Genomic DNA, 14737 nt, shown 5'->3' on the forward strand with positions numbered 1-14737 from the left:
CGAGTGACTTAGCTCCCTGTGAGCAGGTAGAAATAAAGAGTACTAACAGATGAATAACGAACATGATGTCATTGATAATTTAGAAGAACTAGAACGTTTTCTACTAAACATTGAAAACGGTGGTTTGGGTCTACAAGGTGTTGCTGGCATAGGCATGGCAACAAACACCAAAGATGGCCGCCATTTTGTTGCTGTATTTGATGATAACCAAAATCTACTTTTAGCTCGCTATGTGACAGAAGACGTTTATGAAAACGGCAAAGAAATGGTACGTAACGGCGTGCAAACGAAACACTAAGATCTTGCCATTCAAAGCATAGCTATTTACCGCACAGATCGTAGCGGGGTTTGAACTGATAGTTTAAACCCCGTTATTCTTCCTCTCATACCTGTATCAAACAGCGCAGCCAACAGTGTCGCGTCTGTGTTAGCGCTTGTTTACCTCTGGGTGGATATTGCTAAAACACCTCCAGCGCCAATAAACATAGTACCAAAAACTTTTCCCAGAGCACTACCTGATACATATTGCTTAGTACCTACTTTTAATTTTTGACTCAAAAGAGAATACGAAAGCAAACATAAAAACGAGCACATCATAAGAGTGACGACCAATATTAAGAATTGCGGTAATAGCGGTTCAGATCCCACGCTGCATCAACAATATCAAATTTATCTTGTATTACAAATAGATATAGAAAAACATTAGAACTCTATCAAATAAAGTCGAAACGTAAACAGTAACTCGATTTGTACGACCCGTTTAAATAGAACCATCAAAATTAAATTTATATTTTAATTAATTACGTTCAGCCTGAATTTAAAACTAAATTATTGCCTTGTCCGTAGAGTCTAACTTCACAATAATTGCAATTTATAATTAAAAAACACTGTTAGACTACGTCTTAATTATAGATAAGTAATTGAAATAGTTTACAATAGGAGGTTGTTTACAATCGGATAAATAAGGCTCAAGGAAGAATTATGAACATTAAATCTTATATCGCATTGTCAATTTCGACATGCGTATCATGCTCAGTGATGGCGACACAAAGTATTACGAGTTGCGATCAACTACTCAGTATTCCACATCTAACAACAGAAAATTACGTACTGACTCAAGATATCGATTGCAACGGGTATACCCAGGATAAAGCCGTTAATTTCAAAGGGATCCTCGATGGACAAAATCATAGCATTACAGGTCTTAAAATCAATTATGACAACAACTATGTTGGGCTTTTTTCACGAGTAATCAATGCTAGGATCAGTAACTTAAACCTTAACAACGTGACTATACCTTTTAATAGCGGTAACACGGCCATTGGATTAATTGCGGGCAATGCTATAAATGGCTCCTCATTTTATAACGTGAATATCCATAACAGCTCTATACAGGCGCACGAGTATGTCAGTAGAGGCCTAGGTTTACTGGTAGGGTACGCGACAACAAAAAGTGAGTTTACGGATATTAGTATCAATAACTCTCAGATCTTAACGACAGATCAGACCAAGTATATTGGTGGTCTGATAGGGTCAATAGATGATATATCCTTAGTTAATGCCACACTAAACAACAATGAAATAGGCGTGACTACGCAACTAAATGGTAGAGTGACTATTGGTGGTGCAATTGGCTCTATGAAGAAAAGTAGAGCATCTTATATTATTAGTAATAATAATCGAATAATAGCCCCAGATATGACCAAGGGCTATGCTTCTAAGCTCATTGGTAGCATGAATGAATCCCGTTTATCAGATTCAACTACACATGATTATGCTGAATTTCCACTTACAGATAGACACTGGAACCCTGCAATCGTAGTTGGCTTTATTTCAAAGCCTTTTAAAACAATACCTACATTACAGAATATCACTACAACAGTAAACGAAGGTACGCTAGTTTGGTTTAATAGTAAAAAGGAAGTGCTAACAAAAAATTTAATCAAAGAAATATAATCGGTATTTTACTCTTTAAATAAGATCATCGATATGGTCTATTAGACATGAGTAAGTATGGCTAAATAGAACATACCCTTTCGCTACAATGATCTATTTACAGGCTAAAGGTGGAGCGAATCGCAAAAACTAAGCTCCACCTTTGATGAGATGGTAAGATTAAGGTTACTTTGAACCGGCTGCGAAAGTTACAACAAGTTCAACACTTGAATTAAGTGGCAACTGCGATACAGCTATCGCACTTCTAGCATGTTTTCCTTTCTCACCTAATACGTGTATAAGTAAATTAGAGGCTGTGTTTATAATTTCGGCTTGCTGGTAAAAACCATCCACGCTCGCGATATAAGCATCCATTCTTAAAATACCATCAAGCGTAGCAAAATCATCCGTGGCATTTTTTAGTTGCGACAATACATTTAATGTCGCAATTTCAATTGCTATTTTTGCGTCGGTCAGCGACAACTCCGCTCCCACTTTTCCTGTATAAATTAACTTATTGTCCCTAATTGGAAACTGGCCTGAAATAGCCCCTATCCCATTACGTATAATGTAGGGTTCGTAAGAACCGATTGGTTTAGGCGCATCTGGAAGCGGAAAATTCGCCATCAAAATTTAAATACCGTTAAACCTAGCGCTTTACCATCGGCTAAGTATTGGTGTGCTTCTGCTGCCTGTTCTGGCGTAAATACGGTGTCTATTTGGGGTTTTATATTACCGTTTTTGACTTGCTCAAGCCCCCATTCTAGATCGCTTACATTGCCCATCAGCGTGCCTCTTATTTGTTTTTGTGGGAAAAACAGACTTCTTACAGGGATCGTTGATTCTAATCCAAGAACATTACCCATTAAAACAACAATACCTAAAGGTTTAACCCATTCAACTGATTGCCTAAGGCTATCTCCACCTAATTGATCAATAACAACATCTAAACCAGCGCTATTAGTCCATTCATTAATTAACTCAACACTATTATCAGGATTACCGCTAATCACTAAATCGGCACCAATGGATTTTAGAAATTCAACTTTAGCATCGGAGCGCGTAGTCGTCGCAACTTTTGCACCCAGCGTTTTAGCAATTTGGATCATCATTGAACCAGTGCTTGATGCGCCTGCATGAACAAGTACATATTGACCTGCTTTAACTTCCCCGACTTCTTTTACTGCTCTAACCCCAGTAACTAATGGCATAGGTAACGCTGCTAATAATTCAGCAGGTAGTCCCGTGGTTTCTTTTAATAGCCAATTTTCAGGAACAACCATGTATTGCGCATAAGCACCGTGTTCAATTAATCCACGGATGGCGTACGACTCTGATGTCGCTAATACTTCAGCACCATGATCGTTCGGATCTACAGGGTAACCGGGCATCGGAATAACGCGTTCTCCAAGGGTAAATTGAGTCACTTGACTACCGAGTTCAGCAACATGGCCAACGGCATCAGAGCCCAAAATAAAAGGAAAATTTATATTTGGGTTTACACCACCTTCGCGAATATAGTGATCTAGGCGATTAATACCAGCCGCTTCAACTTTGATTAATACTTCATTGTTTTTAGGGCTAGGCATAGCAATAGCAGCAACAGATAAAACTTCAGGTGTACCAAATGCTGACATCACGATCGCTTTCATTGTTTTAGACATAATTTTTCTCCAAAAAAGAACATTCGTTGATAATGACATCGCAGCCATAACCAAAGTCATAAACTAATTATCCGTTGCTAGTCGGTAATAAACAAACTAGACTTTATCATCGATATACGAAGGAAATCTTTGGATGAAAACAGTAACTCATTTAAATTCACTTAGAGCAGTCGAAGCCACAGCAAGGCTTGGCAGCTATGCAAGTGCAGCAAAAGAAATTGGCGTCACCCCGGAAGCGATTGGGCAATTAGTTCGTAGCTATGAAGCCTATTTAGGTTATAAATTATTTCGCAGAAAAGTATCAGGAGTAAAAAGACTGACGATTAACCAAGATTTTTCTGACATCATCTTAGATGTTCGCGATGCTTTTGAAATGCTTTCTAAAAGTGCACAATCACTTAAAAATATTACAGAAAAAGGGACGTTAACAGTATCTGTTCCTCCTTCTTTTGCAAGCCATGTATTGATACCTAACATGTACTTATTTAGAGAAATGTATCCAGATATAAACCTAAAACTGGATATTTCAGATGATATTATTGATATATTTAATAATCAGTCTGAAATCGCTGTGCGATATGCTAAATCAGGATGGAAAAATGAAAGTGACATTTTATTTAGTAACGAAAAGGTATTTCCGGTCTGTACTCCTGAATATTTTAAGAATCATCCCTATTTATCTCATCCTACGGGGTTAATAAATACAACCTTAATTCATGATCTCACAATTGCAGGCTCGGACTTTCCTAATTGGCAACAATGGATTGAAACATTTAATATCGATTATAAAGAGATCTCATCTATATCATTTAATACTTCAACATCAGCCATAGATGCTGTGTTATTAAATCATGGCGTGGCGCTTGGTCGTGAAGAAATGGTAAAAAAACAGATTGCAGCTGGAACGTTAATTAATCTCTATCCCGAACTGTACTTGAATACAGGCCGGTCATATTTTGTTGTTCATGCAAACAACCCCACCCCAAAACTAGTCGCTTTTATCAAATGGTTGAAATCTATTTATGAACTTGAATGTGATGGGTAAAAAGGAAGTATTACTTTAAGTATTGATGCAAGATCCCAATCTCATTTAGTTCAACCTTTACGATTGCGCCATTGATTAACGTTAAGTTTGGTGGAACATGACCTATATCCAGATCTATCATGACTGGAACCCCTATATCCATCAGGTATTTTTCCAAGACCTCATAATAGCTAAGGCTCTGATCACTTTTTGGTTCAGCAGCTGCACTTCGACCGAGCAGTAACCCGCTGATACATGAGAATACGCCCCGGAACTTCATGCTTAAAATTGTTCTGGCTAGCTCAGTAGGTGGCATTTCAGCATTTTCTAGATATAAGATGACGCCCTCAGAGTAACGCTGAGATAGTCCTTTTAGATCTAAATACTCAGTTTCAAATAGATGAGATAGCGTATCCCAACACCCTCCAATTAACCTCCCCTCTATTGATGAACCAGATTCAGGTTTTACCAACCACTTCCAGTTAGTTGGTGTATCAGGCATTATTCCAGAGGTTGGCTCAGTGACAATATCTGGCCAGCGACTCGCATATAATTTCGATTCGGTTTGCGAAAAAAAACCACCTGTAGAAGTACTTAAATGCGTCAGTGTATTAGCTGTTAATGGATCATTAGCTTCGCTGGTTAAATCCATCAAATTTGAACAGTGTGCGGTTGCCCACTTCAGTTTACTCGCGAACACGGCAGCTATCGTACTCACGTCGGAAAATCCTAAGATCCACTTTGGCCTTACGGTTTGAAGTTTGGCAAAGTCTATAAGCGGCAGGAGTTCAATCGCTAAGTGTCCGCCCCAAGGAGGATAGATAGCGTCAATCTCGTCATCCATAAGAAATGACATAAGCTCATCCGCACGTTGCTGTGCAGGTGCGCTTACGTGTTTTTGTTGCCCGTATAGACACTTACCTACAACTACATTAAAGCCTCTAGATTCAAGATTATCTAGCACGACTCTAAATCTGGCGTCATGTTTTTTTTCAATTCCTGATGAAAACGCAGTAATAGCGATAGTGCTACCTTGTTGCAGTGGTTTGGGATATTTCATTAGCACTCTCCGTAAATCTAGCCTGTAACAACAATAAGCATTAACAGTCTAGAATACAATGCCTTATCACAAAAACATTCGAAGCATGGAACTGATTGTTATGGTCGTGGTAGTTTCTTTAGAATCGATGGAACAATAATTTTATGCACAGGCCCTACAAAGAACATGTACACCTTACCCAACGTATTTTTCACGTGAACCACAGTATTTAGATATACCGTTGCAGTTTTACCGTTCGGCTCAATGTAAAACGATATTTTGACATTTAGGTGCTTGTCACTATCTTCGAGGATAATCTCGTTATGCTCATTAGCAGATAGAATAAATATTCCGACCCTATCACCAATTTTATAATCTGAGCTTAATTTACTTGGCTCAATTTCGGCTAAGTGCCCTAGATCTTTAAGACCAAACTTAGATACAACTTTGTTACGCAGTGACATTAACATATTAATCCAAACTGGTGTTTCCTGTATAAGCGATAGATACATATCTAGTGCAGACTGATTTTCATAACCTGTAAGTGATGAAAAACCATCAGCAAAAGAAGCATCATGCACATACTGATACACGCTTGATTTAGTAGGGATTCCATTCATGTTAATGTCCTCTGTAAGGTATAATGTCAGCGAGGTCGAAGTAACTTTACCTCTCCCCCGTTAACGCCTCATTAAATACCTTGGTTATTTAATCTGTGCAATATAGCCAGCTAAGCGCTCTTTATTCATCATGATTTTTGTCGATATCTGAGCTGCTGCAGTATTAGTTTGTTCGATATTAACAGCCGAACCAACCTGAATAACCCCAACCATCCCAAGAGCCAAATGAGGAGTACAATTGTAAATATAGACACCTTCATTTTTAAAATTAACGGTTTCTGTTTTACCCATTACCGTATTAAATTTTGCAGCTCCAGTTGGAATTGAATAAGAACTCGCATTATGGCTCACATCCGAAGGCACAAATTTAACGCTGTCGCCTGAAGCGATTTTAAGATAGCCAGGTTCCATGACCATCATGCCATTAGCTGATGAAGTTAGCAATTTCACCGTATGCTCAGCGGCTTGCAATGCGGTACTACATGCCATTAATGCTACTACAGCAAGAATTTTTCGGTTAATCATATTAAAGAAACTCCCGTAATTAAATGTGATGAAAGATTAAAAATATAGATATAAAAGCGCTTAAACATAGTTAAGGCTAATACGACCAATTCATTACGAATGATAATCATTATCAACTCAAAAGTAAAATACTGTATTCACGAATATGGCTTTCCAATTACTCTAACGTTATACATAATATATACAAAGGGGAATACTTATGCTTTTCGAGTTATTGACCGTAAGGGTTAGTTCATTGATAATTTAGCAGAACTTGAGCATATGTACCGTACCGTACAGATCGCAACGGGGTTGGAACGGATAGTTTAGACTCTGTTATCCCCTTCTTTAATATCGATATCAAACAGCTAGGCCTATGAACTCACTACATCTAAAAGCACTTTTATTAGCCATTGAAACAGGTTCTATTTCTGCTGCTGCCCGTAAGCTTGGCAAGAAACAACCGCAAGTGAGTCAATGGATCTCCGATCTAGAAATCGATCTAGGCGTGACCTTTTTTGACCGTTCAGGTAATAAAACGACGTTAAGTACAGCGGGTGAACGCTTGCTACCTAGCCTGACACATACTTTAAGTCAGCTGGATATGCTGCTGAAAAGTGCTGACATGATCGCGCAAGGTGAACCAACGGTGCTGACCATTGGTATTGAAAACTATATTCCTGAACAGACCTTTACACAACCGTTGGCACTAACACTGGATTTACCCCATTTAAATGTCGAAGTGTATCGCGATGAAATTGAGCAACTAACGCAAGACTTACGTGACGGTAATGTAGATATCATCATCACCCATGAATCGGATACCCTGCACCACCAGCAATTTGAATATTGTCGATTAGGGCATTACAAAGACGTGTTGGCATCTAGCCCTGCTCACCCACTTGCCGCATTATCGATAGTGACAACTAGTGACTTGAGCCAATACCGTGAGCTGATATTGGGCGAAGTGAATGAACACAGCGACGGGTTTAGTCCTCGTTACGCCATGTTCTCTGACATTCAGCCACTTATCGCTATGCTAAAACACCATAAAGGTTTTGCATTTTTACCCGCAGAATATGTAAAGAGTGACATCGAAAGCAGCCAACTCGTTAAACTAAATTGTGACTTTGAACCTGCAGGTATTATCCGCAGAGTTGAATTATGCTGGCGTAATGGCTTAACTTTATCTGAACAAGGCAGTCAGGTGATCGCCGCCTTTAAAAAGACACATCAACTATCAGTCTGAATACCTTATTACACAGGCTATTAAAACACGCTTGCAGACGCGGCTACTCTTCCGTGTCGAAAACGATATTCCCTTGTAACACTGTCATCAGGATTTGAGTTCTCGCAATGGCATCGTGAGACAAACGAGTAATATCTTGTTCTAAAATAGCAAAGTCAGCCGACTTCCCCACCGTAATCGAGCCGGTAATATCACTGATACCCAGGCTATCAGCGGCATTTATCGTGTAAGCATCAATGGCAGCATAGACATTTGGTAAACCTGTTTCACCCATTTTAATGCTATTGGCGATACCGACTAATGGATTGATATCATGCACATTCCAATCACTGCTTAAGGTAACATTCGCCCCTGTATCAAAGATAGGTTTAAGGTTCATCATCGAATGTGTACGCGCTTTCCCTAAAAAGGCTTCTGCCCACTGATGGTCATGTTCTGCGACATAATCAGATCCAACTTGGAAGTCAGCAGTTACATCCAGCTTTTCAAAACGAGGCACATCTTTTGGATTAACCAATTCGACATGCGTTAAGGTATACGGTTTTTTGGAGCCTTGATTACGGGCATATTCAATGGCATTTAACGATTCGCGAACCGCGCCATCGCCAATCGCATGAATATGGGCGCTATAACCCAGCTTATCCAACGCCGCTAACCAACCTTGCATCTGCTTTGGTTCAATGTAATTAATGCCGAACGGTTCGTCTGGAATGTAAGTATCATCGTACGGTGCCAGTATTTTTGCCGTACCATTAATGAAAATACCGTCACTGTACATTTTCACTTGATCCACCAGCAACAAGCGTGACTTATCACTTGATTGAATAGTTTTTAAAAATGCCAATTGTGGCGCCATTGAGTCAGCCGGATAGATCCACGGACGCAGTGATACGCGTGCGGTTAAATCACCGTCTTTTTCTGCTTGCTGCCATACGTCATACCAACCACGCTTCCAATAAAGTCGACCATCACCAATAGTGGTAATGCCATGTGCAGCGGCTTCTTCAAGCCCATTCATTAACCCATCATAGCTTTGGTTAAATTGGTTTTCTAAGCTGTTCCATGCCATCTCCATAATAATGTCACCAGCGTTATCAAACAGAATGCCATTAAGTTCACCACTCTCTTCATCCTTTAGGATCTTACCACCTTGCGGTTCAGGCGAGTTTTTGGTGATACCAGCCAGTTTTAACGCAGCAGAGTTAACCCACATTGAATGTGACGTCTGCTCCATTAGCACGACGGGTTGCGTTGGAAATATACGGTCAATGACTTCCAGTGGCGTGTAGCGGTTATCGTCCGCGAGTACGGCATCTAACGAAAAGCCATAACCCATTAACCAGCCATCAGACTTGGCATTTTTACTACATGCTTTTAAATAAGGGATCTGTTCCTCAAGGGACGCATCCATATCCAGTTCGCAGTTACCACCCGCTTCTGATGCAGCCTCGAATACATGATTGTGGTTATCAATAAAACCAGGCATGACAATCGCTTGTTCAAGATCGATTACTTCGGTATTTTTAGCGCGGTAGGCATTCACATCGGCAGCTTTACCGACAAATATAATATTGCCATCACGCACTGCGATTGCATTGGCATTATCGTGACCGTAAATTTTAGCGTTAGTAAAGATCATATCGGCTTGCTTGTTCTGGTTTAGTTCTGCCGCCAATGTGTAAGGACTCATAATTAGACTCGCTATTATTGCTAGGGGGTAAATTTTATTCATCATTGTTTCCTTTCATGCCCTACCGTTTGTCTTAGTATAGAAAGTTAATATAGGGCGTGGTACGTTGTGTTGAATAAAGTCTACTGCAGCGAGAAATTAAAAGAAAAATAGTGAGTATAAGGATATTGAGATATGCTGAGGTAAGTCTTTGCTCTTTGCTCTTTGCTCTTTGCTCTTTGCAGCTTAAACTTATCTTCCGACTCTAAACAAGGACATGTGATGACGAATATCAACATTCAATACTTTAAACACCCTTATGCCGAATTTGTACTTGGCTCGTATGAAGGCAAACTGTGTTTGTGTGATTTTCGTTATCGGAAAATGAGAGAGTCGGTTGATAACCGTATTCAGCGAGGCCTTAATGCTACCTTTGTTGAACAAAATGACGACGTTTTAGAACAAACAAAAGCCCAGCTAGAGGAGTATTTCCTTGGTGAACGCAGCGTGTTTGATATTCCGCTGCTATTGGTCGGCACAGATTTTCAAAAATCGATATGGCATGCACTAGAAGGGATAAAGTACGGTGAAACGGCGACATATTTAGATTTGGCATTATCCATTGGCAATGAAAAATCAGTCAGAGCGGTTGGCAATGCCAATGGTGCTAATGGATTGGCAATAATCATTCCTTGTCATCGCATTATTGGTAGCCAAGGTGAGCTAGTCGGTTACGGTGGTGGCTTGTCATTAAAGAAACGTCTATTAGAGTTAGAGCAAAATCTATTTATCTAATACTTTAATTATTCGCGAATCAACTGTGCCACTCGTGCTTGTAAATGCGGGAGTACATCTAGTTCGAACCAAGGATTTTTCTTCAACCAAATATTGTTACGTGGGCTAGGATGCGGCAGCGGTAATCGTTCTGGCCAATTTTTTTGCCAATAGTCTCGCCAGTTTTTCACTGTTTCGGTGAGGTTTTTCTGCTTTACGTCACCCATATGCCATTTCTGCGCATATATACCGATAACCAATATCAACTCAATGTTCGGCATTGCAGCTAGTATTTCAGCTCTCCATGTTCGAGCACATTCGGGTCTTGGTGGCAGGTCGCCTGACTTACCTTTTCCCGGATAACAAAAGCCCATCGGTAAAATAGCTATTTTAGTCGCATCATAAAATGTGTCTTTATCAATGCCCATCCATTGACGTAAACGATCACCACTTGGATCTGTAAATGGGATACCCGATTCATGCACGCGAATACCAGGCGCCTGCCCTGCTATCAGTATTTTGGCTTTATCATCGACTTGCAATACAGGTCTTGCTCCCAGTGGAAGGTCTGGTTCGCACAAGGTACATTTTTTAACATCAGAAACAATGACATCTAGATCATGTTTGTTCATACAGTCATTCCAGAAGGGTCTGTTTATACGGAAAAATAGGCTTTATTTTCCCATAATCAAATTCATAGTCATCTGAAGTATAACGAGTATATTGATTGTTCGATTGTTTATATGGGTCTGTATAAATAGAATTCTTGTTTTTGTCTCTCGTTTTTTGATTTAGAGGGGTTAATTGCATTTTATCTATATGTTAATTATGACAAAGTTGATACTATTTAAGTTAAATCGGAATTCACGTTATAAATAATTCCGTATAATAAGCTGTTATGTTTCTAGGGAACTATGTCGTATTTTTCAGAGTTATCTATAACGATTAAAGAAAGCTTTCACCTAAAAGCTAAATACGCGGTGCTGTATCAAGGTATTACTTATGCCGCTATAGCTATTGCGTTATGGCTAACATATTTACTTTCTGATCCTACAGCTCAATTTTTGGGTGTTTCTTTATCAGAAGGATTAAAGCAGCAAGAAAATGGTGATTTATTTGCAATTGCTTTATTCACTACTCTCTTAATCTTAATGCTCTTAATATATGCTTTATCTTTTGTAGTATTTGGCTTTGTTAGTTACAAGTCTGGTTGGTTTAATAAGTCAGAGTTTATTAATATTGCATTATATTATCGTGTTCCGAGCCATTGGCTAAAAGAATAGTTTAGGGTTTAGGGTTTAGAGTAAACGAAACATAACAAGAAATTAAACAAGGACAAAAAACAGTTGGCTTTTTGTTCACTCCGTTCACTTATTTTAGCCAACAATTTTTTGCCTGTTAATTAGGCGTTAGCTTAAATCCGTAAAATTGATTCTGGAGCAGAATAACATGGAACCTGAAAAACGTTTTTGCAAAGAATGTAATGAAGAGGTCGATCATATTGGGGTTATAGTAAAGCCTCAGAATAATTCCAATATGGGTAGAAAGGCAAAGGTCAAAGAGTTTATATCTGCACTTGTTGCTGGCTGGGGTGCTGGAGGCACTGCTGGGTTTATGGAGCTAAGAGATTTGCATTTAATATGTACAAACTGTGGTCATAAAATAATTGAAAGATACCGTGGTGATCTAGATTATTAAATATTAAGCTAACAAGCTGTTAAACAAGGACAAAAAAACAGTTGGTTTTGCTCCTTCGTCGCTAATTTTAATCAACTATTTTTCCTGTTAACAGGGCGTTACGGCTCAGGGGGATACTGTGGATTACCTTATACCAAAAGAGTTACCGTATGACTTTCTTAAATCGATCAATATTGTATCTGTTGAGCGAGTGAAATTGGATGTAGTTAATGGTAGTGAAAAATTTAAGTGCTATGACAATGTGCAGAAATACCTACAATCTAATGAAGGTGAAATTCAACTCGGTTGGGCTTTCTCGCAGCTTGGTAATATAGTTTTAAAGCTAACGGCCCACGCAGTAGTGAAACTTCGAAATGGATCGCTTAAATGTGTTACACCATCAGAACATGGCGTTGTTGAAATTCACCTCCTACCTGATGACTCGGTAGCTTCGTTAATAGTAAACGATAGGCTTCCTGCACAAATATATCCGCTTGTAAGCAATAAGGTTGTAGAGAAATTTGTTAAATTAGAAAATCTACAAAGCAAAATGCGATTGGAAGGTAATAAGCCTGCTGTAGATTATATAATGAATGAAAAATACCTACTTTCAACTCATTTAATAAAAGCTTTTAATACTTATCAATAAGGGGAAAGCCCTAACAAGCCACTAAATGCGGATTCTGCACACGGTCACATTTTTTACGGAGCAAAAAGAAGCGCCCATTTGCTCCACCGATTAGTAGGACGTTGGTATGTCTATATGATTTAAGGAGAAACCATTGAGTAATTGGGATGATGTCGCTGCTAAAATTGAGTTTAATCTTCAATTAATCAGTGAGCTACTTATTAATACTGTTCCTTATTCTAGCCAAGTTCTCGATTTTGGTTGTGGGTATGGAAGGATCACTAATGAACTCTATAACTTAGGTTATGAAAATATCATTGGTGTTGACTCCTCATTCGAAATGATTAGTCGCGGGAAAAATGAATTTCCTTATCTTGATTTGAGTCACTCAAAGGAATCTCGTCTTCCTTTTTCTGATGCTTCATTTGATGCCATTATTACGTGTGCAGTTTTTACTTGTATTCCAGATGAACAAATTAGGTCAAATGTTGTTTCTGAACTATCAAGAGTTTTAAAGCCAAATGGGGTCATTTATTTGGCTGAATTTTGCTCTGATGAAAACCTAATTTTTACTTCAGGAGTCGGTATTCCGATGTGGCACGGAACTCAGACTGAAATTGAAAACATAGTAAATGGATTCGAATTAGAAAAATCTATCGTTATTAGTAACCAAACCATGACTGGTCATAATAGTAAGGCTTGTCATGTAATCGCTAGAAAAATAATATAAATAAGAATAGGTAAAGCTTAAGTTTGACAGTCTTAATTGCTTTTGACTTTTACTCGTTCCTGCTTATTTTAGCTCACCATTGTTGCCTCCCACTGAGGTAGTTCGCTTTAAATAGAAATAAACGGATACCATGTTTGAATTAAAAACGATCGCACTTTTCTTCATTACAGCTATTGCTGAAATCATTGGCTGTTATTTACCTTATCTTTGGCTTAAACAAGATAAGAGTATATTACTGCTAATCCCTGCGGCAGCAAGTCTTGCACTGTTTGCTTGGTTGCTATCTCTACACCCTGAAGCGGCAGGTCGTGTGTATGCCGCGTATGGTGGTGTATACATTTTCGTCGCCATACTCTGGCTCTGGGGAGTTGATGGTATTAAACCAACCATGTGGGATATGATTGGCGCTTCAATCGCGCTTGTTGGCATGGCTATTATTATGTTTGCACCTAGAGGAGCATAACCAGTAGGTACGGACATAGCCACTAACGAGTAGCTATAGTTTGCCTTAAAAATGCTAAAATCCACTTGGTGATCAGCTTATCATCGGCTTGATAGCTGAGTGACTTCACCGCCAACTCGATTGTATCAGCAGGGATAATATCGCGACGCTGATCCATCAGCGCTTCGGAATATAGCGCTGTAAACTCTGGATGTCCTTGCAAACCAAGAAAGTGAGAGTCCACTTGGAACATGCTATAAGGGCAGAAATCATTGCTCATCAATACGGTTGCATTACGGGGTAACTTGCAGACTTGGTCTTGATGGCAAACGATAAGCGCGATATTATCTTGCTTCGGCTGCATCCAACTGGGCTCTGCTAACACATTAGCATGAGCAATACCGACTCCCCATCCTAGTGGGCTTTTTTCAACTTCCCCGCCCAATGCTTTAGCAATGAGTTGATGACCAAAACAAATACCGACTAAGCCTTTACTCCCAGCATAAAGCGCACGAATAAAATCTTCCAGCTGCCGGATCCAAAGGTCATCATCATTAACCCCCCATTTACTACCACTGCAAACATACACATCGCATTCATCAATGTGTTGTGGAAACTGACCATTTATCACCAGATAAAAACGAAGTTCTAATACTTCATCAGTTTGCTGAAATAGCGTTTCAAACATAGACGCATAATGACCAAAATCAGGCTGCAAACTACTGCGTACATCGTCACATTGTAAGATACCGAGTTTCATCACCTTGCCTCCACACTTCGGT

The 14737-nt window shown here is 39.3% G+C and carries 18 protein-coding genes; 10 read left to right on the top strand and 8 right to left on the bottom strand.

Annotated elements, in window-relative coordinates; translation table 11 throughout:
• The first annotated feature begins 49 nt into the window (after positions 1–49).
• Both AKG98_RS07720 and AKG98_RS07725 read left to right on the top strand, forming a co-directional pair.
• Entirely contained in the window at positions 50–298 is a 249-nt protein-coding gene (locus AKG98_RS07720) for a hypothetical protein (RefSeq protein WP_067043761.1), read from the top strand.
• Positions 299–981: 683 nt separating this feature from the next.
• On the top strand, positions 982–1956 hold the full coding sequence (locus AKG98_RS07725; RefSeq protein ID WP_067043764.1) for a hypothetical protein: 975 nt from the start codon (positions 982–984) through the stop codon (positions 1954–1956).
• Positions 1957–2121: 165 nt separating this feature from the next.
• Here the strand turns inward: AKG98_RS07725 and AKG98_RS07730 are convergent, their stop codons facing one another.
• Both AKG98_RS07730 and AKG98_RS07735 read right to left on the bottom strand, forming a co-directional pair.
• Positions 2122–2562, bottom strand: coding sequence for a RidA family protein (locus tag AKG98_RS07730; protein ID WP_067043767.1), 441 nt, complete (start codon positions 2560–2562; stop codon positions 2122–2124).
• Positions 2562–3599 (bottom strand): zinc-binding dehydrogenase, encoded by a 1038-nt coding sequence (locus AKG98_RS07735; RefSeq protein WP_198155456.1) that lies wholly within the window; start codon positions 3597–3599, stop codon positions 2562–2564. Before AKG98_RS07735 ends, AKG98_RS07730 begins: the two co-directional genes overlap by 1 nt.
• 133 nt (positions 3600–3732) lie before the next feature.
• Between AKG98_RS07735 and AKG98_RS07740 the strand changes: the two genes are divergently transcribed.
• The gene (locus AKG98_RS07740) at positions 3733–4644 is read left to right on the top strand and encodes a LysR substrate-binding domain-containing protein (RefSeq protein WP_067043773.1); all 912 of its coding nucleotides are present in this window, start codon (positions 3733–3735) and stop codon (positions 4642–4644) included.
• Positions 4645–4654: 10 nt separating this feature from the next.
• On the opposite strand, the gene AKG98_RS07745 is transcribed toward AKG98_RS07740, so the two are convergent.
• The 3 genes from AKG98_RS07745 to AKG98_RS07755 form a co-directional block, all read right to left on the bottom strand.
• Positions 4655–5683, bottom strand: a complete 1029-nt coding sequence (locus AKG98_RS07745; protein WP_067043776.1) for a S66 peptidase family protein — start codon at positions 5681–5683, stop codon at positions 4655–4657.
• Positions 5684–5781: 98 nt separating this feature from the next.
• Positions 5782–6282: a DUF2867 domain-containing protein gene (locus AKG98_RS07750; RefSeq protein ID WP_067043779.1), complete on the bottom strand. Its 501-nt coding sequence runs from the start codon at positions 6280–6282 to the stop codon at positions 5782–5784.
• Between the two features lie 84 nt (positions 6283–6366).
• Complete coding sequence (locus tag AKG98_RS07755) at positions 6367–6807, bottom strand: pseudoazurin (protein ID WP_067043782.1); 441 nt, start codon at positions 6805–6807, stop codon at positions 6367–6369.
• A gap of 355 nt (positions 6808–7162) precedes the next feature.
• On the opposite strand from AKG98_RS07755, the gene AKG98_RS07760 reads away from it, so the two are divergent.
• Positions 7163–8035, top strand: a complete 873-nt coding sequence (locus tag AKG98_RS07760) for a LysR family transcriptional regulator (RefSeq protein WP_067043785.1) — start codon at positions 7163–7165, stop codon at positions 8033–8035.
• A 43-nt stretch (positions 8036–8078) separates the two neighbouring features.
• Here the strand turns inward: AKG98_RS07760 and AKG98_RS07765 are convergent, their stop codons facing one another.
• Positions 8079–9767, bottom strand: a complete 1689-nt coding sequence (locus AKG98_RS07765; protein ID WP_067043788.1) for an amidohydrolase — start codon at positions 9765–9767, stop codon at positions 8079–8081.
• Between the two features lie 219 nt (positions 9768–9986).
• On the opposite strand from AKG98_RS07765, the gene AKG98_RS07770 reads away from it, so the two are divergent.
• Positions 9987–10499, top strand: coding sequence for a methylated-DNA--[protein]-cysteine S-methyltransferase (locus tag AKG98_RS07770; protein WP_067043791.1), 513 nt, complete (start codon positions 9987–9989; stop codon positions 10497–10499).
• Positions 10500–10507: 8 nt separating this feature from the next.
• Here AKG98_RS07770 and AKG98_RS07775 read toward each other — a convergent pair whose 3' ends face one another.
• Positions 10508–11110, bottom strand: coding sequence for a uracil-DNA glycosylase family protein (locus AKG98_RS07775; protein WP_067043793.1), 603 nt, complete (start codon positions 11108–11110; stop codon positions 10508–10510).
• 282 nt (positions 11111–11392) lie between these two features.
• On the opposite strand from AKG98_RS07775, the gene AKG98_RS07780 reads away from it, so the two are divergent.
• From AKG98_RS07780 to AKG98_RS07800, 5 genes are all read left to right on the top strand, one after another.
• Entirely contained in the window at positions 11393–11761 is a 369-nt protein-coding gene (locus tag AKG98_RS07780; protein WP_067043796.1) for a hypothetical protein, read from the top strand.
• Between the two features lie 166 nt (positions 11762–11927).
• Positions 11928–12176 carry a hypothetical protein gene (locus AKG98_RS07785; RefSeq protein ID WP_006033551.1) on the top strand — a complete coding sequence of 83 codons (249 nt, stop codon included), beginning with the start codon at positions 11928–11930 and terminating at the stop codon, positions 12174–12176.
• Between the two features lie 118 nt (positions 12177–12294).
• Entirely contained in the window at positions 12295–12804 is a 510-nt protein-coding gene (locus AKG98_RS07790) for a hypothetical protein (protein ID WP_067043799.1), read from the top strand.
• A 133-nt stretch (positions 12805–12937) separates the two neighbouring features.
• Positions 12938–13513 carry a class I SAM-dependent methyltransferase gene (locus AKG98_RS07795; protein ID WP_067043802.1) on the top strand — a complete coding sequence of 192 codons (576 nt, stop codon included), beginning with the start codon at positions 12938–12940 and terminating at the stop codon, positions 13511–13513.
• Between the two features lie 130 nt (positions 13514–13643).
• On the top strand, positions 13644–13976 hold the full coding sequence (locus AKG98_RS07800; protein WP_067043805.1) for a YnfA family protein: 333 nt from the start codon (positions 13644–13646) through the stop codon (positions 13974–13976).
• Between the two features lie 22 nt (positions 13977–13998).
• Here the strand turns inward: AKG98_RS07800 and AKG98_RS07805 are convergent, their stop codons facing one another.
• Positions 13999–14715 (bottom strand): glutamine amidotransferase, encoded by a 717-nt coding sequence (locus tag AKG98_RS07805; protein WP_067043808.1) that lies wholly within the window; start codon positions 14713–14715, stop codon positions 13999–14001.
• Between the last annotated feature and the right edge of the window lie 22 nt (positions 14716–14737).

The organism is Moritella sp. JT01 (assembly GCF_001574435.1).
In the GTDB taxonomy this organism is placed as follows: Bacteria; Pseudomonadota; Gammaproteobacteria; order Enterobacterales; family Moritellaceae; genus Moritella.